Source organism: Spectribacter acetivorans (genome assembly GCF_031846305.1).
Lineage (GTDB): Bacteria > Pseudomonadota > Gammaproteobacteria > Nevskiales > Salinisphaeraceae > Spectribacter > Spectribacter acetivorans.
In genome coordinates, this window is record NZ_JAVRHY010000003.1 from 22,527 (window position 1) to 46,774 (window position 24,248).

23 protein-coding genes are annotated in these 24,248 nt (G+C 67.8%); 12 read left to right on the plus strand and 11 right to left on the minus strand.

All coding sequences use genetic code 11. From position 1 onward, the window contains the following. Positions 1 to 20: 20 nt before the first annotated feature. Positions 21 to 1,346, minus strand: coding sequence for a peptidylprolyl isomerase (locus tag RM531_RS03850; protein WP_311657450.1), 1,326 nt, complete (start codon positions 1,344 to 1,346; stop codon positions 21 to 23). Then, positions 1,343 to 3,550, minus strand: coding sequence for an LPS-assembly protein LptD (locus tag RM531_RS03855; RefSeq protein ID WP_311657452.1), 2,208 nt, complete (start codon positions 3,548 to 3,550; stop codon positions 1,343 to 1,345). The genes RM531_RS03850 and RM531_RS03855 overlap by 4 nt, the downstream gene beginning before the upstream one ends. 116 nt (positions 3,551 to 3,666) lie before the next feature. Here RM531_RS03855 and RM531_RS03860 point away from each other — a divergent pair, with 116 nt between their 5' ends. The 4 genes from RM531_RS03860 (at position 3,667) to RM531_RS03875 (ending at position 6,813) form a co-directional block, all read left to right on the plus strand. Then, positions 3,667 to 4,671 (plus strand): aminoglycoside phosphotransferase family protein, encoded by a 1,005-nt coding sequence (locus RM531_RS03860; RefSeq protein WP_311657454.1) that lies wholly within the window; start codon positions 3,667 to 3,669, stop codon positions 4,669 to 4,671. Then, a complete protein-coding gene (gene murU / locus RM531_RS03865) occupies positions 4,661 to 5,365 on the plus strand; it encodes an N-acetylmuramate alpha-1-phosphate uridylyltransferase MurU (protein ID WP_311657823.1) in 705 nt (234 codons plus the stop codon). The genes RM531_RS03860 and murU overlap by 11 nt, the downstream gene beginning before the upstream one ends. Before the next feature lie 87 nt (positions 5,366 to 5,452). Continuing rightward, complete coding sequence (locus RM531_RS03870) at positions 5,453 to 5,872, plus strand: DUF4398 domain-containing protein (RefSeq protein ID WP_311657455.1); 420 nt, start codon at positions 5,453 to 5,455, stop codon at positions 5,870 to 5,872. Then, positions 5,869 to 6,813 (plus strand): OmpA family protein, encoded by a 945-nt coding sequence (locus RM531_RS03875; RefSeq protein WP_311657456.1) that lies wholly within the window; start codon positions 5,869 to 5,871, stop codon positions 6,811 to 6,813. Before RM531_RS03870 ends, RM531_RS03875 begins: the two co-directional genes overlap by 4 nt. Positions 6,814 to 6,819: 6 nt before the next feature. Here the strand turns inward: RM531_RS03875 and RM531_RS03880 are convergent, their stop codons facing one another. From RM531_RS03880 to rnt, 4 genes are all read right to left on the minus strand, one after another. Next, entirely contained in the window at positions 6,820 to 7,605 is a 786-nt protein-coding gene (locus RM531_RS03880) for a lysophospholipid acyltransferase family protein (RefSeq protein WP_311657458.1), read from the minus strand. After that, positions 7,544 to 8,332, minus strand: a complete 789-nt coding sequence (locus tag RM531_RS03885; protein ID WP_311657460.1) for a GNAT family N-acetyltransferase — start codon at positions 8,330 to 8,332, stop codon at positions 7,544 to 7,546. The genes RM531_RS03880 and RM531_RS03885 overlap by 62 nt, the downstream gene beginning before the upstream one ends. 155 nt (positions 8,333 to 8,487) lie before the next feature. Further along, the gene (locus tag RM531_RS03890; protein WP_311657462.1) at positions 8,488 to 9,327 is read right to left on the minus strand and encodes a mechanosensitive ion channel family protein; all 840 of its coding nucleotides are present in this window, start codon (positions 9,325 to 9,327) and stop codon (positions 8,488 to 8,490) included. A gap of 17 nt (positions 9,328 to 9,344) precedes the next feature. After that, positions 9,345 to 10,001 carry a ribonuclease T gene (rnt, locus tag RM531_RS03895; protein ID WP_311657463.1) on the minus strand — a complete coding sequence of 219 codons (657 nt, stop codon included), beginning with the start codon at positions 9,999 to 10,001 and terminating at the stop codon, positions 9,345 to 9,347. A 61-nt stretch (positions 10,002 to 10,062) separates the two neighbouring features. On the opposite strand from rnt, the gene RM531_RS03900 reads away from it, so the two are divergent. Then, positions 10,063 to 11,271, plus strand: coding sequence for an argininosuccinate synthase (locus RM531_RS03900; RefSeq protein ID WP_311657464.1), 1,209 nt, complete (start codon positions 10,063 to 10,065; stop codon positions 11,269 to 11,271). A gap of 53 nt (positions 11,272 to 11,324) precedes the next feature. Next, positions 11,325 to 12,599, plus strand: coding sequence for an MFS transporter (locus RM531_RS03905; protein WP_311657465.1), 1,275 nt, complete (start codon positions 11,325 to 11,327; stop codon positions 12,597 to 12,599). On the opposite strand, the gene RM531_RS03910 is transcribed toward RM531_RS03905, so the two are convergent. Then, on the minus strand, positions 12,596 to 13,057 hold the full coding sequence (locus RM531_RS03910; RefSeq protein WP_311657467.1) for a DUF4864 domain-containing protein: 462 nt from the start codon (positions 13,055 to 13,057) through the stop codon (positions 12,596 to 12,598). The genes RM531_RS03905 and RM531_RS03910 overlap by 4 nt on opposite strands. A 115-nt stretch (positions 13,058 to 13,172) precedes the next feature. On the opposite strand from RM531_RS03910, the gene bamJ reads away from it, so the two are divergent. From bamJ to RM531_RS03930, 4 genes are all read left to right on the plus strand, one after another. Continuing rightward, positions 13,173 to 13,946 (plus strand): BamJ family beta-barrel-assembly machinery protein, encoded by a 774-nt coding sequence (bamJ, locus tag RM531_RS03915; RefSeq protein ID WP_311657469.1) that lies wholly within the window; start codon positions 13,173 to 13,175, stop codon positions 13,944 to 13,946. 171 nt (positions 13,947 to 14,117) lie between these two features. After that, on the plus strand, positions 14,118 to 15,284 hold the full coding sequence (gene sucC / locus RM531_RS03920; RefSeq protein WP_311657470.1) for an ADP-forming succinate--CoA ligase subunit beta: 1,167 nt from the start codon (positions 14,118 to 14,120) through the stop codon (positions 15,282 to 15,284). A gap of 86 nt (positions 15,285 to 15,370) precedes the next feature. Continuing rightward, the gene (sucD, locus tag RM531_RS03925; protein WP_311657472.1) at positions 15,371 to 16,240 is read left to right on the plus strand and encodes a succinate--CoA ligase subunit alpha; all 870 of its coding nucleotides are present in this window, start codon (positions 15,371 to 15,373) and stop codon (positions 16,238 to 16,240) included. A 61-nt stretch (positions 16,241 to 16,301) separates the two neighbouring features. Beyond that, entirely contained in the window at positions 16,302 to 17,918 is a 1,617-nt protein-coding gene (locus RM531_RS03930) for an NAD+ synthase (RefSeq protein ID WP_311657474.1), read from the plus strand. On the opposite strand, the gene RM531_RS03935 is transcribed toward RM531_RS03930, so the two are convergent. Beyond that, positions 17,903 to 18,850, minus strand: a complete 948-nt coding sequence (locus tag RM531_RS03935; protein WP_311657476.1) for an outer membrane protein assembly factor BamD — start codon at positions 18,848 to 18,850, stop codon at positions 17,903 to 17,905. The genes RM531_RS03930 and RM531_RS03935 overlap by 16 nt on opposite strands. 63 nt (positions 18,851 to 18,913) lie before the next feature. Here RM531_RS03935 and rluD point away from each other — a divergent pair, with 63 nt between their 5' ends. Together rluD and pgeF are read left to right on the plus strand one after the other, a co-directional pair. Beyond that, entirely contained in the window at positions 18,914 to 19,894 is a 981-nt protein-coding gene (gene rluD, locus RM531_RS03940; protein ID WP_311657477.1) for a 23S rRNA pseudouridine(1911/1915/1917) synthase RluD, read from the plus strand. Beyond that, positions 19,891 to 20,628 (plus strand): peptidoglycan editing factor PgeF, encoded by a 738-nt coding sequence (gene pgeF / locus RM531_RS03945; RefSeq protein ID WP_311657478.1) that lies wholly within the window; start codon positions 19,891 to 19,893, stop codon positions 20,626 to 20,628. The genes rluD and pgeF overlap by 4 nt, the downstream gene beginning before the upstream one ends. 2 nt (positions 20,629 to 20,630) lie before the next feature. On the opposite strand, the gene RM531_RS03950 is transcribed toward pgeF, so the two are convergent. The 3 genes from RM531_RS03950 to uvrA are packed head-to-tail and all read right to left on the minus strand — an operon-like array spanning position 20,631 to position 24,101. Continuing rightward, entirely contained in the window at positions 20,631 to 20,972 is a 342-nt protein-coding gene (locus RM531_RS03950; protein ID WP_311657479.1) for a DUF5615 family PIN-like protein, read from the minus strand. Next, on the minus strand, positions 20,969 to 21,205 hold the full coding sequence (locus RM531_RS03955) for a DUF433 domain-containing protein (protein WP_311657480.1): 237 nt from the start codon (positions 21,203 to 21,205) through the stop codon (positions 20,969 to 20,971). Before RM531_RS03955 ends, RM531_RS03950 begins: the two co-directional genes overlap by 4 nt. A gap of 52 nt (positions 21,206 to 21,257) precedes the next feature. Next, complete coding sequence (gene uvrA / locus RM531_RS03960) at positions 21,258 to 24,101, minus strand: excinuclease ABC subunit UvrA (RefSeq protein WP_311657481.1); 2,844 nt, start codon at positions 24,099 to 24,101, stop codon at positions 21,258 to 21,260. Positions 24,102 to 24,248 lie beyond the last annotated feature (147 nt).

Sequence of the window (24,248 nt, forward strand, 5' to 3'; positions counted from 1 at the left end):
GTGGCGCGGTGCGTCCGGGGTCAGCTGTCCTGGTAGCCTTCCAGCCGGATGTCCACGAAGGCCTCGTCGCGGATCTTGCGCAGCCAGATTTCGGATTCCTCCTGCATTTTCTGGCGTCCGAGTGCCTGACGCGCCCGCTGGCGCCGGCGTTCCTGGCTCAGGTCGCGCTGACGTGTGTCCTGCATCTGCAGCACGTGCCAGCCACTTTCCGTGCGGAACGGCTTGCTGGTTTCACCGGGTTTGAGCGACCGGAGCTGTTCGGCGAACGGGGGCGACATGCTCTCTGCCTGCAGCCAGCCGAGTTCGCCGCCCTGGTTGGCGCTGCTGGTGTCGTCGGAATTCTCGCGCGCCAGCTGGGTGAAGTCGTCGCCGGCCAGCACCCGCTTGCGCAGCCGCTCGGCCTCGGCCTCGGCGCGCTCGTTGTTACGGATCTCGTTGAGTTCGAGCAGGATATGGCGGGCCTGATATTCCTTGACCACGGAATCCTCCGACGCGGTCTGCTGGCCGTCGGTGCGCCGCACGTCGGCCAGCTGGATCAGATGGAATCCGCTGGGTCCACGGAACGGCTCGCTGATTTCGCCCGGCTGCAGGCGCGGGACCACATCGGAGAACAGCGTGGGCAGGAAACCGCCGGCCAGCCAGCCCAGATCACCGCCCTCGAGGGCGTTCTGGCCATCCGAATGGGCCACCGCCAGTTCGCTGAAACTGTCGTTCTCCTGTGCGCGTTCGCGCAGCTCCTCGACCCGGTCGCGTGCCGCATCGATGGTGCTCTGGCTGGCATTTTCGCTGACCGAGACCAGGATATGACGGATGCGGTACTCGCGGTTTTCCTGCACCCGAAGCGACTCGCTTTCCAGATAGCGATCGACGTCCTCGTCGGTGACCACCACGCGCCCGGCAATTTCACGCTGCTTGAGCTTGTCGATCAGGATCTGTTCGCGTAGCCGCTCCCGCATGGCGGAAACCGACAGCCCCTCGGCCCGTACCGAGCTCATGAACTGATCGCCGGTCATCCCGTTCTGGGCGGCCATGCGCTCGACGGCCTGGTTGAGCTCGGAATCGCTCACGCTGAGTCCGGCGCGGTTGGCGCGCTGCATCTGCAACTCGCGCAGGATCAACTGCTCCAGGACCTGGGATTGCACCACCTCGTCCGGCACGTTGTTGATCTGGGCCCCGGCGCGTTGCCGGACCTGCGCGACGGCGCCTTCCATCTCGCTTTCCAGGATCAGGCCGTCGTTGACGACAGCCACGATCTCGTCGAGCTCGGAATCCTGCGCCACGCCCGCGGCGGGTGACAGGGACAGGCCGGTGGCGGCCATCAGCAGGGCAAGGCGAATCAGTCTCATCGATACCGCAGATTGGTGAATTGTGAGCCGGCGGGAACGATATCACGATCAAGCAGGCCCCAGATTTCGTCGCCGAAGCGTCCCAGCCCGGTGAGCTCTACCTGTAACAGCAGGGCGGAGCCGCGCTCCCCGCTCGCATCGCGCACGAAACGCCGGAATGCCACGCGGGTGGCCCAGCAGCAACTGGGGCGATAACCGATGCCGGCCAGCATTTCCACGCTTTGACGGCTTTCCAGCGAATAGTTCCAGCGGTTGATCACCTGCCATTGCTCGTCGATTCGCCAGGCCAGGCGCAGATCGACCTGCTCCAGCGTCTCGGTCGTGCCGCCCGGCAGCTGGCGCAGATCCCGGAAGTAGCGATAGCCCAGGCTGGCATGCCGGTCGGGCCCGTCGTCGTAACCGATCCGGACGCTGGCCCGGTTGATCCGGTCGTCGCCGGGGCTGGCCTGCAGGGCCAGCCGGCTCTCCCAGTGGCGGGTAGGTTTGTACGCGGCGGTGGCCACCACATCCGAATCCTGGTCGTCGTAGCCGATGACCCCGGTCACCGGGGCGTTGACCGCCAGATCGCGGAACCCGAACACCCGCCCGAGCCCCAGGCTGAGGACGTCGCGGCCGCTTTCCGGCTCGATGAAGCGGGTTGTCACGCCCGCCGTGAGCTGGTTGGCGTCGCCGACGCGATCGACCCCGACGAACCGGTTGCGGGCGAACAGCCGGTGAAAATGCAGATCGGCCACGGCGGTGTCGAACAGCGGCAGGGCGCTCTGGTCCTCGTAGCCGGTGTAGAGATAGAACAGGCGCGGTTCCAGGGTCTGGAGCCAGCCGTTATCCATCCGCCGCCGCAGCCGCAGTCCGACGTCGAGCGAGCCGGAACCGATATCGCGCTCCAGCGTCGGCCCGGTATCCGGGCGATAGCGGGTATGCCGGTAGGCCGCTTCGCCCCGCGCGAACCAGCCCAGCGCGTCGTGCTGCCAGAGCAGCCGGGGTCGCAGATCGGTGCGGCGGGTGGGAATGGCGTTATCGCGATCGAAGCGCACGACCTCCGCGTCCAGTCCCAGCTGTGGTCCGCGGTTGGGGGTGAGCAGGCTGATCTGCGCCGCCGGCAGGCGCTCGAACGGATCGGGCCGGTTGTTCAGGGTGTCCGCCAGTACCGGCTGATAATCCTGGGCCAGCACCGCCGCCCGCACGCCGGGCGCCGCCAGGGTCAGGCGCATCAACCGCTGGAGCTGGGACTGGCTGGTGCCCGACAGCGTGGTGCCCAGGTCCTCGAAATAGGCCTCGTCACTGACCCGGGTGGCGTCCACCTGCAGGCCGACATAACGCCCGAAGCGGCCTTCGTGGTTGGCGCGCAGCAAACTGCGGTCATCGCCGAAGCGCTGGTCGGAGGGCAGATACTCCCCGGCCACCTCGCCCCGATGATGCGCGTGCAGGTAGCGGAACTCCCCGCCCAGCTGCAGGCCACGCCGGGACAGCAGGCGCGGGGTGATGGTGGCGTCGTAGTTGGGGGCGATATTGATGTAGTAGGGCAGCGCCAGTTCCGCGCCGTCATCCGACGAGTAGCCGAGGGTCGGCGTGAGCAGCCCGGTGTGGCGCTCGTCGTCGATCGGGAAATTCAGATAGGGGGTGTAGAACAGCGGAATGCCGCCGACCCGCAGAACCGTGTCGAAGGCTTCACCGCGGCCACGGTTGCGGTCCAGCTCGATGCGGTCGGCGGCCAGCTGCCAGGCGGGTTCGTCGCCGGCACAGGTGGTGTAGGTGGTATCTGTCAGCCGATAGTTCTCGCCGCCCAGCGCCGCCACGCTGGCGGCCTGACCGCGCCCGCCATTGGTGGTCAGGGCGTAGTCGGTGCCGATGAATTCCCCCATGCCGGAGTCCAGCCGCACATCCGCCTGTTCGGCCGACAACTGGATGCCGCGGCCGCGGTAGCGCAGGCCGTCGTTGGCAATCACGCGCTGTGCGCTGCCGTCGTATTCCAGGGCCGGGGCGGTCAGAGCCTGGCCTGCCTGTTCCAGACGGACGTTGCCGGTCACCGTGGCCAGCGGGCCGTCGAGAATGGCCTGATCGGCCGTGACTTCGGCATTGGCACCCGGTTCGGCGGCCGGGATGCCCGGTGGCAGCGGGCAGATGCCGGCCGACGCGGCGCTGGCGGGCAGCGTGGCGATGAGGATAAAGTGCCGCCAGCGACGTATGTTTTCCACTCCAGTCACGCGGACGCTTCGCCTTGGTCGATGAGTCGGGCCGGCCCGGGTCCGGCGAGACGCCGCGCGCCCCGACCGGCGATTATGCGTGGCGTCAGAAGGGCCCGCAAACAGCAGCTTATCGCATGACCCAGACCCTGACAGAGGACGCCCGCCTGGCCGAGTTGCGTGGCTGGCTCGCGGATGCCGCCGGGCTGCGCGACGTGGCGCTGACCCCGGCGTCGAGCGATGCCAGCTTTCGCCGCTACTTCCGCGTGACGGCGGGCGACCGTCGCTGGATCGCGATGGATGCCCCGCCCGACCGGGAGGACTGCCATGCGTTCGCGGACGTGGCCGCGCTCATGGCCGCCGCCGGACTGCATGTGCCGACCATCCATGAGCAGGATCTCGATCGAGGTTTCATGCTGCTCGAGGATCTGGGGGATACCGGTTACCTGGGCGCCCTGAATGCGCGCAGCGCGGACGTGCTGTTTGCCGACGCCCTGGAGGCATTGATCGAGTGGCAGGTCGCCAGCCGGCCCGGGGTCCTGCCCGAGTACGACGACGACACGCTGCGCCGGGAAATGGCTCTGTTCCCCGAGTGGTATCTGCAGCGCCATCTCGGCGTCACCCTGGATGAGGCGGAATCCCGCGCGCTGGATCAGGCGTTCGACACCATCATCGACCAGGTCCGGGGCCAGCCCCGGGTGTTCGTGCATCGTGACTACATGCCCCGCAACCTGATGGTCTGCCAGCGCAATCCCGGTGTCATCGACTTCCAGGACGCGCGCTTCGGTCCCTACAGCTACGATCTCATCTCCCTGTTCAAGGATGCGTTCATCAGCTGGCCGCAGGAGCGGGTGGATATCTGGCTGTCTGATTACTGGCGCCGGGCCCGGGCCGCCGGCCTGGCGGTGCCGGGGGAATTCGCCGATCTGCGGCGTGATTGCGACTGGATGGGGCTGCAGCGCCACCTCAAGGTGCTTGGCATCTTCGCGCGTATCAATTACCGCGACGGCAAGCCGACGTATCTGGCGGATGCGCCGCGCTTCCTGGCCTATCTGCGGCCGGTGGTGCGGGCCTACCCGGCGTTGGCCGGTCTGCGCGAACTGCTCGAACGCCACGTGTTCGACGGTGACAATGCCGGCTGACGCGCCGACCCGGGGTGCCATGATCCTGGCCGCCGGGCGCGGCGAGCGCCTGCGCCCGCTTACCGACCGTCTGCCCAAGCCGCTGGTGCCGGTGGCGGGTCGGCCGCTGATCGAACACCATCTGCACGCGCTGGCCGCGGCCGGCTTCGACCAGGTGGTGATCAATGTCGCCTGGCTGGCGGATGCCATCATGGCCGCGCTGGGCGAGGGCGACCGCTTCGGGCTGCGCATTCTCTACTCGGTTGAAACACCGGGGGCGCTGGATACCGGCGGCGGCATCCGGCAGGCCCTGCCGCTGCTCCCGGATGCGCCATTCCTGGTGGTCAACGGCGACGTGTTCACGGATTTCGATTTCCGGCAGCTCACGACGCCGATGGGCGCGGATGATCTGGCGCGGCTGGTGCTGGTGCCCAATCCGGCGCATCACCCCGACGGGGATTTCGCGCTGGTCGGTGATCGGGTGCGGCGGGGCGCGTCGGGCGATTCGCGCCGGACATTCGCGGGGATCGGTGTCTACCGGCCGGGCCTGTTCGGTGGCGAGCGACCGGTCCGCTTTGGGCTGGGCGAGGCCCTGCAACCGGCCATCGAGGCTGGCCGGGTCGCAGGCCTGCCCTTCGACGGGCGCTGGCACGACGTCGGCCGTCCGGCCACGCTGGCGGCCCTTGGTGGTCCCCCGGTGCCATCGGCCGAATGAGTCGACCGGAACGGGTGCGCCGGGCGCACTGTTAGACTATTGCCTTCAATTCCACGTCCGCGCGAGTCGCGATCAGGAGAACCGTCCATGCGGCGAATGCCGATCGTCCTGCTGCTGACCTGCCTCGGCCTGGTGGCCGGCTGCGCCAGCAACCCCGAACCGATGGTAGCGCCGCAGGCGCCTGACGAGTCCCGGCTGGCGTCCGCCCGGGCTGCCATCGAGGAAGCAGCGGCCGCTGGCGCGGAGCGGCTGGCGCCGGGCCCGCTTCGCGATGCCCGCCAACGCCTGACCGCGGCCCGCGCCCTGCTGTATCAGGTCGCCGGCGAAGGGCAATCGCTGAGCGACGAACAGCGGACCCGGATCGAGGGTCTGGTGCAGGCCGCCACCCTCGACGCGCGCTATGCCTTGTCGCAGACGCAGGCGCGGGCGGTGCAGACGAAGCTCGACCAGCTGCAGGCGGAACTCGATGCGCAGCCGGCCGCGCAGGCCGAGGAGGCGCCGCGATGAGCCGCACCTATCTTGTACTCAGCCTCGTGATCAGTGCCGCATGGCTCGGCGGCTGTGCCGTCTGGCAGACCGATCCGGTGCCGCCACCCCCGCCACCGCCGGCGGCGGCACAGCTCGGGGATGGCGACGTGCCGCAGACCGTGCAGGACAAGCTGCGCCACAACGATCAGGGCGAGCCCGTGGGCTTCGCCGCGCTGGATGCCGCCGAGCAGGCGGTCAATGCCGCGCGGCGCACGACCGGTGTCGACGAGTATGCCCCGGAGGCGCTGCAGCAGGCGGTGCAGACGCTGGATGCCGCGCGGGCCACCTGGTCCGGCATCGCCGATGACCCGCTGTCCTCGCCGGCGGGCCTGGCCGAGGTCGGCCGGCAGGCGCACGCCGCCCGGCGCTGGGCGCAGATCGCCCGGGCCGATGCCCGGCGCGAGACCGGGCTGCGCCAGCTCGCTACTGTCAGCAACAAGCTGGATGCCCGGGACGCGGTCGACCAGCGCTGGGCCGGCACCATGGTGGCCCCGGGCGAGTTCGGCGAGCTGGTATTCGCCACCGGCACCGACCGCCTGACCGGCGATTCCATGGCCGTGGTCGATCGGGTCGCGACCTTTCTGGACGAGCATCCGCGTTACCGGGTGCAGGTGGTGGGACATACCGACAACACGCCGCCCTCGGCCGGCAATCTGTCCGCGTTTCTGGACGACAACCCCGACCTGCAGGATGCGGGCCGGGGCGAACAGGCGGCCGCCTACAATCGGGCGGTATCGCAGCGCCGGGCCGACGCCGTGCGCGCGGCGCTACTCGAACAGGGCGTCGCGGACAGCCGCATCGATGCCGAGGGCCGGGGCGCGGCGGACCCACGCGCCAGCAACGACTCGGCCGGCGGCCGACGCGCCAATCGGCGAGTGGAAATAACGCTGGTACTGCCGCCACGGAATACTGGCAGCTAACGCGATCTAATCGGCGTCGGGTTCGGCCGACGCTTCCAGCGCTGCCGCGATCGCGGCATGGCTCTGCTCGGCCAGCGCGCGCCGGTCGCGGCCGGCGACCGGGACCGGCGGGCAGAACGTCACCCGGGCGCGCATCCCGTGCCTGCGGAACAGCGTCATGAAATGCGGCGCCAGGCTGGCGGCCCCGACCCAGGGTGCGTCGGGGTGGTGGCCGGGACGGGCGTCGCCGCGCGGATAGTGCAGGGCGGCGGGCTGAAGCGTGTGGCCGCCGTCGATGGCAGCCGCGAACAGCCGCGCGTGAAAGCGGCTGGGTAGCAGGTCGGCCCGGGTGGTGGCTTCGGGAAACAGCATCACGCAGCGATCCGCGGCCAGTGCGGCGCCGATACGGTTGCTGGCCTCGCGGGTTTCTCCCGCCCCGCGCGGCAGGAAGATGGTGCCGGTAAGGCGGGCAAAGCGGCCGATCACCGGCCAGTCGCCGACCTCCGATTTGGATACGAAGGCTGCGTCCAGCAGGCCGCCGAAGACGATGATGTCCAGCCAGGACACATGGTTGGCCACCACCAGCGTGCCCGGCGCCGGGGTGCGGCCACGCACCTCGACCGCAATGCCCATGATGCGCAGCAGGCGGCGGTACCACCAGCCGGCCATGCGGCCTGCGTGCCGGCGCCGCATCGGCATGGCCGCGAGGATGGCGAAGCCGGCGAGGATGTGGCCGGCCAGCCGCAGACTCTTAAGCGATAGCCGCCATGCGCCGGGCGGGTTGGGGCTGTCGGTGCAGGAAGTGGCGGGCATAACGCGGGCAGAGATTAGCCACATCCAGGTGCATGAACAAATCCGCCACCCCGAAATCCGGGTCCCAGCACGGGGGGCCGCCGACGCGGGCGCCCAGACTGATGTAGGCCTTCAGCAGCGGCGGCAGGCGCCCCGGCGAGGCAGCGGCATCCGCCGCCGGCAACGCCAGACGCGGTACCACCCGCTGCGATCCCGGGCCCATGTGGTTATCCGCCAGGTAGCGGTAGATGGCGTGGGCGCGGCCCAGGCCCTGGTCCAGTTCGATGCTGGCGCAGCCGATCAGGTGCTGGTAACCCTCGCGCCGGATCAGGTCGGATACCCCCGACCAGAGAACCGCGATCACGCCGCCGCGCCGGTAGTCGGGATGCACGCAGGTGCGGCCGATCTCCATGAACCGGCCGGGCAGGCCCAGAACGGCGTCCAGATCGAATTCGCCGGCGGAATAGAAGCCGCCGGTGGCCTCGATCCGGTCATCGGTAAGAATGCGAGTGGAGGCCACCACCGCGCCGGTCCAGGTGTCGCGCACCAGCAGGTGGCGGCAGTGGGTATCGAACGCGTCGCGCTCCAGGCCGGAGTCGGCATTCTCCACCCGGGCGCCCATTTCCCGCACGAATACGCGGTGACGCAGGGCCAGGCTCTCGGTGACTTCGTCGGGCTGCTGTGCAAGTGCCGTGACCAGTCGGGGTGTCCGGGTCAGGCGGGTGACATCGCGGGCGGCGGTTGCCATGGCATTGTCCTCGTGCCGTAACGTGCGACACAAGGCTAGGTAGTGACGATGCCACTTCAATGACAGGGCGGTGACGGCAAGATGACAGGCGCCGGCCGCGCGTCACCAAGTGTGCAAATTCTATGGTTCCGGCCGCGCTGGTGACCGGTGGCCGCTCAGGCGGTGTCGCGATCCGGCGCTGTCATGTGGACGAAGCGGCGCTGGTGGGCGAAGGGAATGCCCTCGGCGTCGAAGCGTTTCTTGATCGCTTCCACCGTGTCCCAGTAGGCATCCCAGAATTCCGGCCGTTGCAGCCAGGGCCGGAACAGGATGTCCACCGAGGATTCGGTGATCGCGTTGACGCGGATGGCCGGTGGCGGGTCGGCCAGTACCCGGGCGTCGGTGTCCACGATTTCCTGCAACACCGTCTTGGCGCGGTCGACATCCCCGTCCAGGCTGATCGACACGGTCAGATCCATGCGGCGGGTGTCGCGGGCGGAGTAGTTGGTGATCGGGCTGGCCCAGACCTGGTTGTTGGGGATGGTGACTTCCTGGTTGTTGGTGGTCACCAGCAGCGTGTTGACGATGCGCACCGCCTCCACCGTGCCGAACTGGCCGGCGGCCTCCACGAAATCGCCCCTGCGGAAGGGCTTGAACAGAATCAGCATCACCCCGGCCGCCAGCGCCGAGAGCTGACCCTGCAGCGACAGCCCCACGGCCAGGGCGCCGCCGCCGACAATCGCCGCGGCCGCCGTGGTCTTGACACCGAGCTGGCTCATCGCGGCGATTACCACGAACACCATCAGAACGACGTTGGCCACCGTGCCGACGAATTCGACGATGGTTTCATCGGCCTGGGCGCGGGTCATCGACCGCCGCAGAACCGCCACCAGCAGGCGCGCCAGCAGCCGACCGATGAAGAAGATGAAGATGGCGCCGGCGACCTGCACCAGATAGGGCAGGGCCAGCTGCAGCAGCGTGGCCGGGTCGGCGAGTTGCGCGATGGTGGTTTCCACGTTGGTTCCCCCGGTGTTCAGGCGCCGACGGCGGCCTCGAAATTGTCGCGGAAGCGGTTGACGATGGCGCAGAACAGCGCTGCCGTCTGCTCCGTATCATAACGAGCCGAGTGGGCCGCGCTGCTGTCCCAGCCCAGGCCGGCGGCCTCGGCGGCTCGCCGCAGCACGGTCTGCCCGTAGGCCACCCCCGCCAGGGTGGCGGTATCGAATACCGAAAACGGGTGGAACGGGTTGCGCTTGATCCCGGCGCGTTCCACCGCAGCGTTGACGAAGCCGAGATCGAAATGGGCGTTATGCCCGACCAGCACCGCCCGCTTGCATTCGGCGTCGCGGATCGCGCGGCGCACCTCGCGGAACATCCGGCCCAGCGCCTCGCGCTCGGGCAGGGCAGGGCGCAGGGGATGATGCGGGTCGATGCCGTTGACCTCGAGCGAGGCCGGGTCGATGCGGGCGCCCTCGAAGGGCTGGACATGGAACGCGTGCGATTCGTCGATGCCCAGCCAGCCGTCCTCGTCGAAGCGCAGGGTCACGGCGGCGATTTCCAGCAGGGCATCGGTGGCGGCGTGAAAACCCCCGGTTTCGACATCCACCACCACCGGCAGAAAGCCGCGAAACCGCTTGACCATCGGGATCGGGGGACCGTACCCGGCCATACCATCATCGGAACCGCTCATTGGCGCATGGTAGCACCTGTATAATCGCGCCCCCTGACGCAGCAACCGCGGAAACGATTCCATGGCAGAGGTGAAAAAGGCCGTCCTGGCGTATTCGGGCGGGCTCGATACGTCGGTGATTCTCAAGTGGCTGGGAGATACCTACGGCTGCGAGGTGGTGACCTTCACCGCCGACATCGGCCAAGGCGAGGAACTGGACAGCGTCCGTCCCAAGGCCCAGGCCCTGGGGGTCAAGGAAATTTTCGTCGACGATCTGCGCGAGGAGTTCGTGCGGGATTTCGTCTACCCGATGTTCCGGGCCAATGCCATCTATGAAGGCGAGTACCTGCTGGGTACGTCGATCGCGCGGCCGCTCATCGCCAAGCGCCAGGTCGAGATCGCCGCCCAGACGGGCGCCGACGCCATCGCCCACGGGGCCACCGGCAAGGGCAACGACCAGGTGCGCTTCGAGCTGTCGGCCTACGCGCTGAATCCGGACATCCGCGTGATTGCGCCCTGGCGCGAATGGGATCTCAACTCGCGCGAGAAGCTGCTGGCCTATGCCGAGCAGCACGGCATCGAGATCGAGAAGAAGAAGGGCGGCGGCTCGCCCTATTCGATGGACGCCAATGCGTTGCACATCTCCTATGAAGGCGGCGTGCTGGAGGACCCCTGGACCCCGGCCGAGGACGACATGTGGCGGTGGACCGTGCCGCCCGAAGCCGCGCCGGATCAGGCGCAGGAAGTCGATCTCACCTTCGAGCGGGGCGACATCGTTGCCGTCGACGGTGAGCGCCTGACGCCATACGAGGTGCTCGCGCGGCTGAATCGTATTGCCGGGGCCCACGGCATCGGCCGCATCGATATCGTCGAGAACCGCTATGTGGGGATGAAGTCACGCGGCTGCTACGAAACCCCGGGCGGCACGCTGATGCTCAAGGCGCATCGGGCGATCGAATCCATTACGCTCGACCGCGAGGCCTGTCATCTCAAGGACGAGCTGATGCCTCGCTACGCCAAGCTGATCTACAACGGCTACTGGTTCGCGCCGGAGCGCGAGATGCTCCAGGCCGCGATCGACGCCTCGCAGACTCATGTCAATGGCGTGGTGCGCCTGCGGCTGTACAAGGGGTCGGTATCGGTGGTGGGCCGGGACTCGGCCAACGACAGTCTGTTCGATGCCGCCGTTGCCACCTTCGAGGACGACGCCGGGGCCTATGACCAGAAGGACGCGGAAGGCTTCATTCGCCTGAATGCGTTGCGGCTCAGGCTGGGACGCCGGCGCCGCTGACCCTTGTTCGCGGCGATCTCGGTAGTGTTAACAGGCCCTGATCCGGGCTGACCATGCGCCAGATCATCATTTCCCTCACGGCGATGTTTGCCAGCCTGGCGCTGCTAATCGCCGGGAGTTCGCTGCTGGGCACACTGCTGTCGGTGCAGCTGGCCGAGACCGGCTTTTCCCCGATGGCGATCGGCCTGGTGCTGGTCTTCCACTCGGTGGGCTTCGTGCTGGGTACGCGGGTGGCCACCCGGTTGATCCGGCGCGTGGGCCAGATCCGCTCGTTTGCCGCCTTCGCCGCGATCGGCTGCGCGGCAGCGCTGATCCATCCGCTGTACGTTAGCGGCTGGCTCTGGGCCTTGCTGCGGCTGTTCGTGGGGTTCTGCCACGCCGGGCTGATCATGGTGCTGGAGAGCTGGATTTCCGGTCGCGCCAGCGCCGCCACCCGCGGGGCCCTGCTGGGCATCTACCAGATCGTCTTCTTCTCGGCGGCCGCCGGGGGGCAGTATCTGGTGGGGTTCACCCCGGACGAGGTCTATCCCATGTTCAGCTTCGTGGCCATTCTGATGGTGCTGTCGCTGGTGCCGCTGGCCCTGACCCGTTCCGAGGCGCCGGTGATGGGCTCGGTCGACCGCCTGGGCTTCGTCGAACTCTGGCAGCTATCGCCGAGCGGCTGGCTGGGGGCGGTGGTGGCCGGGTTGCTGTCCAGCGCGTTCCTGACCCTGGGGCCGCTGTATGCCTCGGCCATCGGCATGGACGTAGCCGGCGTGGCCCGTTACATGATGTTCGCGGTGGTGGCTACCATGCTGTTGCAGTGGCCGCTGGGGCATCTGTCCGATCTGATGGACCGCCGCTTCGTGCTCGGGTTTCTGGCCGCGGCCGCGGGCATCGCGGCGGTGGCCGGCATGCTGTTCGGGCAGGACTACGGCTGGGCGCTCTACACCACCACCGCCATCGTGTTCGGCGTGGCCGGCTGTCTGTACCCGATCAGCCTGGCGATGATTACCGACAACATGACCGAGGGCAATCCGGTGGCTGCCAGCGCCGGGTTGCTGTTCACGTTCGGGTTGGGCACCTGTCTCGGGCCCCTGCTGGGGGCCGGCTTGATGGAAGTGCTGGGGCCGGCCGGGCTGTTCGCATTCCTGGCCGCCGGCCTGCTGCTGCTGGCCGGATTCGTGGTGGTGCGCATGCGTTACACGCCGGCGCTGCCGATGGCGCAGCAGGGCCGCTTCGTCAACGTCGTGGCGTCCCAGACGGCGCCGCCCATACTCGAACTGGACCCGCGGACCGATGATTTCCGCGACAACAGCGAGACCGCCGGAACCTACCAGGGGCCCTAGATCATCTGCCCCTGATCCGCCGGCGGTGCCACCGGCATCACGCCGCCGGTCATCCAGCATTGCTCGCAATCGGCGGTCGAGCTGCGGACGAGCACGAATACATACGCCGACCGACCCCCGCCGGGCAGGTCGAGCACTACCCGGACCAATGCCTCGTCGCCGTCGGTCTCGGCATCCAGAATGCGGGCCTTCCGGTGACGCAGCATGTCCTGGTAACCCTCATGGATCATGCGCGTGAAGGCGCTCAGGCCGCCGATGCTGGCCCGGTTATCCGGGGAGGCGAAGCGGTAGGCCCGCGCGATGCCGCTGTCGTCATCACCGTTGTCCCGTAGTGCGGCGAGCTGGCCTTCCACCACCTCGGTGGGTGTCAGATTGGGTGCCGGTTTTCCGGCCGGGGTGGCGATCGCGCCGGCGCTGGCGGCGAACAGGACGATTCCGATGAGTTGTCGAACGTGCATACGTTTCCCCGTAACGGTGATGGCTTCCTGTCCGTGATACGCGCCGGGCCTTTTTTGCGACGCCGCATTGGCGTAGGCTTGCCGCCCGTATGTTTACGCAAAACAGGATATCCGGATGACCAGATTCTTGACGCTGATTGTTTTTGGCCTGGTGCTGACCGCCTGTGGCCAGGATTCGGGTGACGACGCGGCCCCGGCCGGCGACGCCGAACCGCAGGCTGCCGAAAGCGCCACCGGTGAGTCTGACACGCTGTCGCTGGATACTGATCAGCAGAAGCGCAGCTATGCCCTGGGCATGGATATCGGCAAGTCGCTGTCCGATATGCCGGCCGAGCTCGAGCTGGATTATCTGACGGCCGGTCTGCGCGATCGGTTGCAGGACGGCGAGACGCAGCTGACCGAGCAGGAATCGCGCGAAACGCTGCAGACCTTCATGCAGGAACTGCAGGCCGCCCAGCAGCAGGAAAAGGCCGCCGAGGCCGAGGATAACCAGGCCGCGGGCGAAGCCTTCCTGGCCGAGAACAAGGACAAGGACGGGGTCACGGTCACCGACAGTGGCCTGCAGTACGAGGTGATCGAGGCCGGCGACGGCCCGTCGCCCGGGCCGGAGGACAGCGTGCGCGTCCACTACGAAGGCACGCTGATCGACGGTACCGTCTTCGACAGCTCGCGCGAGCGCGGCGAACCGGTCACCTTCCCGGTGAACGCGGTCATTCCGGGCTGGACCGAGGCGCTGCAGCTGATGAGCGAGGGTGCACGTTACCGTCTGTTCATCCCGGCCGACCTGGCCTATGGCCAGCAGGGAGCCGGCGCCAACATCGGGCCCAACGAGGCGCTGATCTTCGACGTCGAGCTGCTGGAAGTGCAGCCGGCCGAAAGCGACGAGTAACCGCGCTTCGATGCGTCTTCTCGAGCCCGCCAACAGCCCCGACGCTGCTGGCGGGCTTTTTTGTATCCGCATCCCGTGTTCGGTCGATCGCCTTTACCGGGCCGGGGCCATTGGCGACAATGCCCGCCTGGTCGGCCGGGGTGACGGATCAGCAGCAATCGGAAACCAGTCATGAATCTGCATGAATACCAGGCGAAGGCGCTGTTCCAGCGCTTCGACATTCCCGCCGGCCAGGGCAGTGTGGCCCGCAGCGTCGGCGACGCCGAGCGGGTCGCCCGCGAACTCGGCGGCGACCGCTGGGTGGTGAAGGCCCAGGTCCACGCCGGCGGCCGCGGCAAGGCCGGCGGCGTGAAGATCTGCGACGGCATGGATGAACTGCGTGCAGCCGTCGAGGGCATGCTGGGCGAGACGCTTGTCACCAAGCAGACCGGCGGCGACGGATTGCCGATCAATTCGGTCTACATCGAGGCCCCGGCGGCCATCGAACGGGAGCTGTACCTGTCGGTGCTGGTCGATCGCGCCAGCCGCCGGGTGGTGTTCATGGGCTCGGCCGCGGGCGGCATGGACATCGAGGAAGTGGCCGAGGCCACGCCCGAGCAGATCATGCATGTGGCGGTGGATCCGGCCGCCGGCCTGCAGGCCTACCAGGGTCGGCGGCTGGGATTCTTCCTGGGGCTGGACAAGAAACAGGTGGGCGAATTCTGCAAGCTGCTGGATCGCCTCTACCGGTTGTTCGTGGACCTCGATGCCAGTCTGGTCGAGATCAACCCCCTGATCGTCACCCGCGACGGTAATCTGGTGGCGCTGGATGCCAAGCTGAACCTGGACGACAACGCGCTCTACCGCCATCCGGAACTGGCCGAGATGCGCGACGTCAGCCAGGAAGATGCGCGCGAGGCCGAAGCCGCCGAGCATGATCTGTCCTACATCACGCTGGATGGTGACATCGGCTGCATGGTCAACGGCGCCGGTCTGGCCATGGGCACCATGGACCTGGTCAAGCTGCACGGCGGTGACCCCGCCAACTTCCTGGACGTGGGCGGCGCCGCCACCGCCGAGCGGGTGACCGAGGCGTTCAAGCTGATCCTGTCCGGTGACAGCGTCCGCGCGATCCTGGTCAACATCTTCGGCGGCATCGTGCGTTGCGACCTGATCGCCGAGGGCATCATCAAGGCGGTCAACGAAGTCGGCGTTTCGGTGCCGGTGGTGGTCCGGCTGGAGGGCACCAACGCGGAGGAGGGCCGCCGGATGCTCCAGGACGCCGACATGGACCTGACCGCCGCGGACAATCTCACCGACGCGGCCCAGAAAGTGGTCGGCGCCGCCCGGGCCGCCTGATACGGCCCGCCGCATGCGCCTCGCCACCGGACGGCCGCCCGCGGGCTGAGTCGTCCTCCACGCCACCTACTTTTCGGACAACATCCATGAGCATCCTCGTCGACAAGCAAACCCGTGTGATCTGCCAGGGCTTCACCGGCAAGCAGGGCAGTTTCCACTCCGAGCAGTGCCTGGCCTACGGCACCCGGCTGGTGGGCGGTGTCACCCCCGGACGGGGCGGCGAAAGCCATCTCGGGCTGCCGGTGTTCAACACCTGCCATGACGCGGTGGCCGAAACCGGCGCCGAGGCCACCATGATCTACGTGCCGGCCGCCTTTGCCGCCGACGCGGTGCTGGAAGCCGCGGATGCCGGGGTGAAGGTGATCGTGTGCATTACCGAACACATTCCGGTACTCGACATGCTGCGGGTACGCGCCGCACTGGCCGACAGCGATGCCGTGCTGATCGGCCCCAACTGCCCGGGCGTGATCACGCCGGGCGAATGCAAGATCGGCATCATGCCAGGCCAGATTCACCAGAAGGGCCGCATCGGCATCGTGTCCCGGTCGGGCACGCTGACCTACGAGGCCGTGCACCAGACCACGCTGGCCGGACTGGGGCAGTCCACGTGCGTGGGCATTGGCGGCGATCCGATCCAGGGTCTCGGGTTCATCGACTGCCTGGAACGCTTCGAGGCCGACCCGGACACCCACGGCATGGTGATGGTGGGCGAGATCGGCGGCACCGCCGAGGAGGAGGCCGCCGAGTTCATCAAGGCCCATGTCACCAAGCCGGTGGTGGCCTACATCGCGGGCGTGACCGCTCCGCCCGGCAAGCGCATGGGCCATGCCGGCGCCATCATCAGCGGCGGCAAGGGCACCGCCGACGACAAGTTCGCGGCACTGGACGCGGCTGGCGTGGCCACCGTGCGGTCGCCGGCGGAGATCGGCGAGCGCATGGCGGAACTGCTGGACTGAGCCGGCTGCCGCCACGTCTATCCAGCGCGAATCGCGCGTTGTCCCCCGGTCGCTCCCGCCCATGACCCAGCCCTGCCGGATTGCCATGGCCCAGCTCAACCTGTGGGTTGGGGACATCGAAGGCAACGTGGACAAGATGGTGGCGGCGGTGGCCGAAGCCCGGGATCACCACCGCGCCGATCTGGTGGTGTTTCCGGAAATGGCGGTACTGGGCTACCCGCCGGATGACCTGCTGCTGCGCCAGGGACTGCCCGATGCCGTGGCCCGCGGGGTGGACCGGATTACCCGGGAGGTGCAGGGCATTACCGCGGTGGTGGGATATCCCGAGTTCACCGGCGATGCCATCTACAACGCCGCGCTGGTGATCACCGACGGGGTTCGCCGCGCCAACTATCGCAAGCAGTGCCTGCCCAACTATGGCGTGTTCGACGAGCGCCGCCATTACCAGCCCGGCGACGCCCCCTGTGTGGTCGAGGTGGCCGGGATACCGGTGGGCGTGACCATCTGCGAGGACATCTGGCAGCCCGAACCGGCGGCCGCGGCCCAGGCGGCGGGGGCCCGCGTGCTGGTCAATCTGAACGCGTCGCCGTTTTCCATGGGCAAGCAGGCCGAGCGGGAACGGGTGGTGGCTCGTCGTGCCCGCGATAACGCCCTGCCCATCGTCTATGTCAACTGTGTCGGTGGCCAGGACGAGCTGGTGTTCGACGGGCGCTCGATGGCGCTGGATGCTACCGGCCGGCTGCGGGCAAGCGCCCCGGCCTTCATCGAGGGCGTGTTCGCGCTGGAGGTCGACGGCGACGAACCCCGGGGCGAGATCGCGCCGGCGGATTCCGATGAAGTATCGGTGGCTTACGACGCAGTGGTTCAGGCCACCCGCGACTACGTCGAGCGAAACGGGTTCGCTGGCGTGCTGGTGGGCCTGTCCGGCGGCATCGATTCGGCGCTGACCCTGGCGGTGGCGGGCGACGCCATTGGCGGCGACCGGGTGTGGGCGGTGGGCATGCCCTCGCGCTATACCGCAGAGGTTAGCAACACCTATGCCGCCCGTCAGGCCGAGCGGCAGGGCGCCCGCTACGAAGAAGTACCGATCGAGCCGATCTTCGCCCGCTACCTGGAAACCCTCACGCCGCTGTTTGCCGACCGCGACCCGGACACCACCGAGGAGAATCTGCAGTCGCGCATTCGCGGCGGGCTGCTGATGGCGCTATCCAACAAGTTCAACTATCTGGTTCTGGCCACCGGCAACAAGAGCGAAATGGCAGTGGGCTATGCCACGCTCTACGGTGACATGTGCGGGGGGTTCGCACCGCTCAAGGACGTCTACAAGACCGACGTCTACCGCATGTCCCGTCTGCGCAACGCCCGCGGCGAGATCATCCCGACCGAGGTGATCGACCGGCCGCCCTCGGCCGAACTGCGCCCCGACCAGGCGGATACCGATTCACTGCCGCCCTACGATCTGCTGGACCCGATCATCGAGGCGTACGTCGAACGGGGGCGGTCGGTGGCCGATATCGTCGCCCAGGGTTACGACGAGACCGATGTGCGGCGGGTGGCACAACTGGTGCGACGTGCGGAGTACAAGCGCCGTCAGGCAGCACCGGGTCCGAAAGTGACCGACCGCGCATTCGGGCGCGATCGGCGCTATCCGATTACCGCGGTCTACGGGGACTTGTAGGCGGTACGGCCGCCGGCGGGCGGCGGCGCGGCCACTGACGACGGGGTGTCCGGCTGGTCGCCGGCAGTCGTCGGCGGCTGATCCAGCGGCGGCAGGTCGTAACGGGGCTCCAGGCCCTCCTGCTGCCGGTAGAACTCCCGGCGATGCACCAGGAAGCCGGGGTAGGACGCGGTCAGCACCGCCTGGGCGTTGAGTGCCAGTTCCTCCAGCCCCGCCTTGCGGTAGGCGTGTTCCATGATTTCGAGCGCCCGCGGGATGGAATCGGTGCCCTGATAGCGCTCCACCACGAACTCGGCCCGGCGGCTGGCGGCGACATAGGCCCGCCGCTTCAGGTAGTACTCCGCAATCGACAGGCTGTGCGCGGCCAGCCGGTGACGGATGTTGATCATCCGCAGCTGGGCATCCTTGCGATAGACGCTGTCGGGATAGTTGCGGATCAGCAGGTTGAAATCGGTGAACGCCTGCCGGAGCTGGGTCGGGTCGCGCTTGTCCGGGTCCGCGCCGAGAACGGTTTCCGCCTCCACGCGATCGTAGTTGGTCGCACCGCGCAGGTAGTAGACATAGTCGATGGCCGGATGCCGCGGATGCTGCTTGATGAAGCGGTCAGCGGCGGCCAGGGCGGCGTCCGGCTGCTTGGCGGCCTTGTTCGCGTAGATGGTCTCCAGCTGCGCCTGGATCGCGAATTCGGTGAACGGGAAGCGGGCCTGGATTTCCTCGTAGAGCTCCAGCGCCTTTTGCGGATCGTTGGAGTCCAGGAATCCGCGGGCCGTGTTGTACAGCGTTTCCGCATCGGCCCGGGCGACCGCCCGACCCTCGCCGCCGCCGACGATGTCGCGCGCCACCTGCAATTCATCAGCCCGGTCGGAGCTGGCGCAGCCGCCGAGGGTTGCCATGACGGCGGTCAACAGAACGAGGACGATGGAGGTTCGCATGCTAATCTGACTTCGATCGCAGGCCGGCGACCGCGCTGGGAAATAACCGTCCGAGTATACCGAATGATGTCCGACGCGAGTAATAGCGAGTGCCGCGAGTTCACCATTCCGGTGGAGCTGGCCGGTCAGCGCCTCGACAAGGTACTGGCGCAGCTTCTGAACGACTACTCGCGCAGCCGCCTGCAGGCCTGGCTGCGGACTGGCGCCATCCGCGTGAACGGGGAAACCGCGGTACCGCGTTCGGCAGTGCAGGGCGGCGAGCGCATCCAGGCCCGGCTGGAACCGGGCGAGCACGACACGGCGGTCGCACCGGAAGCGATACCCCTCGACATCCGGCACGAGGACGACAGCCTGCTGGTGGTCAACAAGCCCGCCGGCCTGGTGGTGCATCCCGGTGCCGGCAATCACGACGGCACCCTGCAGAATGCACTGCTACATCATGATCCGCGTCTGGCCGAACTGCCCCGGGCCGGCATCGTCCATCGCCTGGACAAGGACACCAGTGGGTTGATGGTGGTGGCCCGGACCCTGCCGGCCCACAAGTATCTGGTGGACGCCCTGGGGGCGCGCGAGATCAAGCGCGAATACGAGGCCTTGGTGCAGGGCGTGCTGACGGCGGGAGGCTTGGTGGATGCGCCGATCGGCCGGCATCCGGTGGACCGCAAGCGCATGGACGTGCGCCCGGGGGCGCGGCCGTCGGTGACCCACTACCGGTTGCTGCAGCGTTTTCACGCCCATACCCACCTGCGGCTGCAGCTCGAATCCGGGCGCACGCATCAGATTCGCGTGCACATGCAGCATCTGCGACACCCGATTGTGGGCGATCCGGTCTACGGCGGCCGCCCGGCGCCGCCCGCCGGAGCTACCGCGGGCCTGCGCGAGGTATTGACCGGCTTTCGTCGACAGGCCCTGCATGCCCGTCGTCTGGGGCTGACGCATCCGTCGAGTGGCGAGTTTCTGACCTGGCGGGCCGATCCCCCGGATGACCTGCGCCGCCTGCTGGCCGAGCTCGAGGCCGACCGGCTGGCGCGCGAGGCGGCATGACCCGGGACGACTTCCTGCCGGCCGACTGGCCGGCCCCTGCCCGTGTGCGTGCCGGCACCAGCCTGCGTAGCGGCGGGGTCAGTCAGGGCCCCTGGCGCAGCCTCAATCTCGGGGGGCATACCAACGACGATCCCGCAGCGGTGGCGGAAAACCGGACCCGGCTCCGGGGCTGTCTGGAATTGCCCGCCGAACCGGCCTGGCTGCAGCAGGTGCACGGTATCGACGTGGCTGATGCCGCGGCGGGTCCGGGTCAGACGGCGGATGCCGCGGTGGCTCGGGGCCCGGGCGCGGTCTGTGTGGTGCTCACCGCCGACTGCCTGCCGGTGCTGTTCTGCGATCGAGATGGCGAGCGGGTCGCGGCGGCCCACGCCGGCTGGCGGGGGCTGGCCGACGGGGTACTGGCGGCGACGGTGGCGGCGCTGGATGTGGACCCGGCATCGCTCATGGCCTGGCTGGGGCCGGCCATCGGCCCGGGTGCCTTCGAAGTGGGGCCCGAAGTGCGCGACGCTTTCCTGCAACGCGAGCCGACCCACGAGCTGGCGTTCCGTCCCGGCGCGACGGCCGGCAAGTACCTGGGAGATCTGTACGCACTGGCCCGGGGTGAACTGGCCGCCGCCGGGGTGACGGCGGTGTTCGGGGGCGGGCTGTGCACCGTCTCCGATCCGGCGCGCTTCTATTCCTACCGACGGGACGGGGTGACCGGGCGGATGGCGAGCGTGATCTGGCTGGAATAGGGCTACTTCCGGTCGCTGATCTCCACCAGGGATTCGCCGGCATCAAGCAGTGCGAGGACCTGCGCCAGACTGTTCGCGAGTAGCGTCTGCAGATGGCGATTGGATGTATTGCCGCAGGTCAGCCAGATCACGGCGGGTGGCGGTCCGAACCGTTCCACCAGTCGCACGAAGTCATGGTCCTTGGTCATGACAACCGCATTCGCCGCCCGCGCAGCGTGGAAAATGGATTCGTCGTCCGCATCATGAAGCCCCAGCCGCGCAGCGGAAACGGCTTCAATATCGAATTGGCGGGCCAGCCAGGCGGCGAGATGGGGTGAGAGCTGTGCGTCAAGCCACAGCGTCAAGCCGCAATCACCGGATGATCCAGCCGGTCACGGGCGTAACGCAGGCAGGCCTGGATATCGGCCGCTTCCAGATCCGGCAATTCGGCCAGAACTTCCGCCGAACTCAGGCCGCTGGCCAGCAGATCGAGTACGTCGATGACTCGGATCCGCATGCCGCGCACGCAGGGCCGACCGCCGCACTGACGCGGATTGACCGTGATGCGGTCGCGGATGTCAGTGGTTTCGTCCGTCATGTGCGGCAGATTAGCAATCCGCCAACTGTTACGCCATGTGGAGTGTCCGGCCTCACCCCGCCTTGCGCCGCTTGGCTCCCGGCAGGATGTCGGCCAGGAAGCGGCCGGTGTGCGAGGCTTCGACCGCGGCCACGTCCTCCGGCGTGCCGGTAGCGATCACCGTGCCGCCGCCGTCGCCGCCCTCCGGGCCGAGATCGATGATCCAGTCGGCGGTCTTGATCACGTCCAGGTTGTGCTCGATCACCACCACCGCGTTGCCGTGGTCGCGCAGCCGGCCGAGGACCCGCAAAAGCTGGGCGATGTCGTGGAAGTGCAGCCCGGTAGTCGGTTCATCCAGGATGTAGAGCGTCTTGCCGGTATCCCGCTTGGACAGTTCGCGGGCCAGCTTGATGCGCTGGGCCTCGCCGCCGGATAGCGTGGTGGCGTTCTGCCCCAGCTTGACGTAGGACAGCCCCACATCCATCAGCGTTTCCAGCTTGCGCCGCAGCGCCGGCACCGGCTGGAAGAAATCCAGGGCCGCCTCCACCGTCATTTCCAGCACCTCGTGGATGGTCTTGCCCTTGTAGTGCACTTCCAGGGTTTCGCGGTTGTAGCGGGCCCCCTGGCAGACATCGCAGGTGACGTAGACGTCCGGCAGGAAATGCATCTCCACCTTGATCACGCCGTCGCCCTGGCAGGCCTCGCAGCGTCCGCCCTTGACGTTGAACGAGAACCGGCCGGCCTTGTAGCCGCGGGCCCGCGCCTCGGGGGTGGCCGCGAACAGATCGCGGATAGGGCTGAACAGGCCGGTATAGGTGGCGGGATTGGAGCGCGGCGTGCGGCCGATCGGAGACTGGTCGATGTCGATCACCTTGTCCAGGTGATGCAGGCCCTCGATGCTGGTGACTGGTGCGGAGCGGGCCACGGTCCGGTTGACCTGGCGGGCCACCGCCGGCAGCAGGGTTTCGTTGATCAGGGTGGACTTGCCCGACCCGGATACGCCGGTGATGCAGGTCAACTGCCCCAGGCTGATGTCCACATCCACGTTCTTGAGATTGTTGCCGCGGGCGCCCCGCACCGACAGCATGCGTTTGCGGTCGAAGGGCAGGCGTTCGGCAGGGATGTCGATCTGCCGGGTGCCGGCCAGGTACTGGCCGGTCAGCGATTGCGGTTCCGCGGCAATCTGCTCGGCCGTGCCGCTGGCCACCACGTGGCCGCCGTGGTCACCGGCGCCCGGGCCCATGTCGAGCACGAAGTCGGCCTCGCGGATGGCCTCCTCGTCGTGTTCCACCACGATCACGGTGTTGCCTAGATCGCGCAGCCGTTCCAGCGTATTGAGCAGCCGTCGGTTATCGCGCTGGTGCAGGCCGATGGAGGGCTCGTCGAGCACGTACATCACCCCCACCAGGCCGGCGCCGATCTGGCTGGCAAGGCGAATGCGCTGGGCCTCGCCGCCGGACAGGGTTTCGGCGCTGCGCGACAGCGTCAGATAGTCCAGCCCCACGTTGACCAGGAATTCCAGCCGCTGGCGGATTTCCTTGATAATGGGGGCCGCGATGTCCGCGCGGTGGCCCCCGATCTGCAACGCGCCAACCGCTTCGAACGCGTTGCCGATGCTCATGCTCGCCAGCATCGGCAGAGTGGCGTCGGCCACCCTCACGTGCCGCGCCGCCCGGTTGAGCCGCGCCCCACGGCACACCGGGCAGGGCTTGTTGGACAGATACTTGGCCAGTTCTTCACGCACCGCCATGGAGTCGGTTTCGGCGTAGCGCCGCTCCATGTTGCGGATCACGCCCTCGAAGGCGTGGCGGCGGACCTTGCGCCGGCCGCGGGCGCTGACATAACGGAACTCGATCTTCGCGCCGCCCGACCCGTTCAGGATCACGTCGCGGGCCTGTTCGGGCAGGTCCGCCCAGGGTGACTCCAGGTCGAAGCCGTAGCGCTCGGCCAGGGATTCGATGATGCCGAAGAAGTACGGGTTGCGGCGGTCCCAGCCGCGTACCGCGCCGCCGGCCAGCGACAGCGCCGGGTCGGTGATCACCCGATCGGGATCGAACACCGACATCGAACCCAGGCCATCACAGGAGGAACAGGCCCCGTGCGGGCTGTTGAAGGAAAACAGCCGCGGTTCCATGTCGTTGATGGAATAACCGCAGGTGGGGCAGGCAAAGCGCGCCGAGAACACTTCGGGTTCGCCGTCGCCGCGCCAGGGCAGGATCCAGGCAATGCCCTCTGCCAGCCGCAGGGCGGTTTCGAACGACTCGGCCAGGCGCTGCTGAATGCCGTCGCGGACCTTGAAGCGGTCCACCACGATCTCAATGTCGTGCTTCTTCTTGGGGTCGAGCTCGGGGACCTCGTCGATCTCGATCACCTCGCCGTCCACCCGCGCGCGGATGAAGCCGGCCCCCCGCATCTGTTCGAACACGTCACGGTGCTCGCCCTTGCGCGAGCGGATCACCGGGGCCAGCAGCATCCACGCGGAATCCGTCTCCTGGGTCAGCGTGGTGTCCACCATCTGCGACACCGTCTGGATGGTCAGCGGTTCGTCGTGATCCGGGCAGTAGGGAATGCCGGTGCGCGCGAACAGCAGGCGCAGGTAGTCGTGGATTTCGGTGACCGTGCCCACCGTGGAGCGCGGATTGTGGGAGGTGGATTTCTGCTCGATGGAAATCGCCGGCGACAGCCCCTCGATGCTGTCGATGTCCGGCTTTTCCATCATCGACAGGAACTGGCGGGCGTAGGCGGACAGCGATTCCACATAGCGCCGCTGGCCCTCGGCATAGATGGTGTCGAAGGCCAGGCTGGACTTGCCGGAGCCCGAAAGCCCGGTGATCACGATCAGCTTGTCGCGCGGCAGAACCACATCCACGTTCTTGAGGTTGTGGGTGCGGGCGCCACGTATGGTGATTGAATCCATCGGGGAAGCAGCGGGTCGGGGAACGGATCAACCGTGTACTATACTGCGCCGCGCAAAATGCGCGCAAAAACACTGCCGCGAGGCGGTTTTCACGGCATCCCGTCAATCGTTTCCAGAGGATCGACGATCATTTTCCCGCTGTTCGAA